This window comes from Candidatus Protochlamydia sp. R18 (genome assembly GCF_000648255.1).
Taxonomy (GTDB): Bacteria; Chlamydiota; Chlamydiia; order Chlamydiales; family Parachlamydiaceae; genus Protochlamydia; species Protochlamydia amoebophila.
The window spans coordinates 1-261 of the sequence record NZ_BASL01000581.1 but is presented as its reverse complement, the minus strand read 5'-3'; the positions used below and the strand labels follow the sequence as shown (position 1 = coordinate 261).

Below are 261 nucleotides of genomic sequence, written 5' to 3'. Positions count from 1 at the left end.
TATTGTGGCAAACATCTATCGATGGAAAATCAATAAAAGCAATTCCTGTGATTTCTCCTTTTTGTCCAGAAGATAAGCAAATAGAGGAACAAAAAGGTTTTTCTTTAAATAAACAAAGCGTCTAGTACTCATTAAGTTTGGAAATTCTTTAACTAAGTATTTGGTAATATACCCATAAAAGTGCTTAAATGTTCGATCATTCGATTGATGAAATAAAATGACAATTGTCATCCTCTCTGGTATCGATCATTCAGGTTGAGG

Annotated in this window: 1 pseudogene; it reads right to left on the bottom strand. The window is 31.8% G+C overall.

The features are described 5' to 3' along the window. Positions 1-261, bottom strand: a pseudogene (locus tag TY19_RS12520) (IS982 family transposase); the annotation flags it as partial.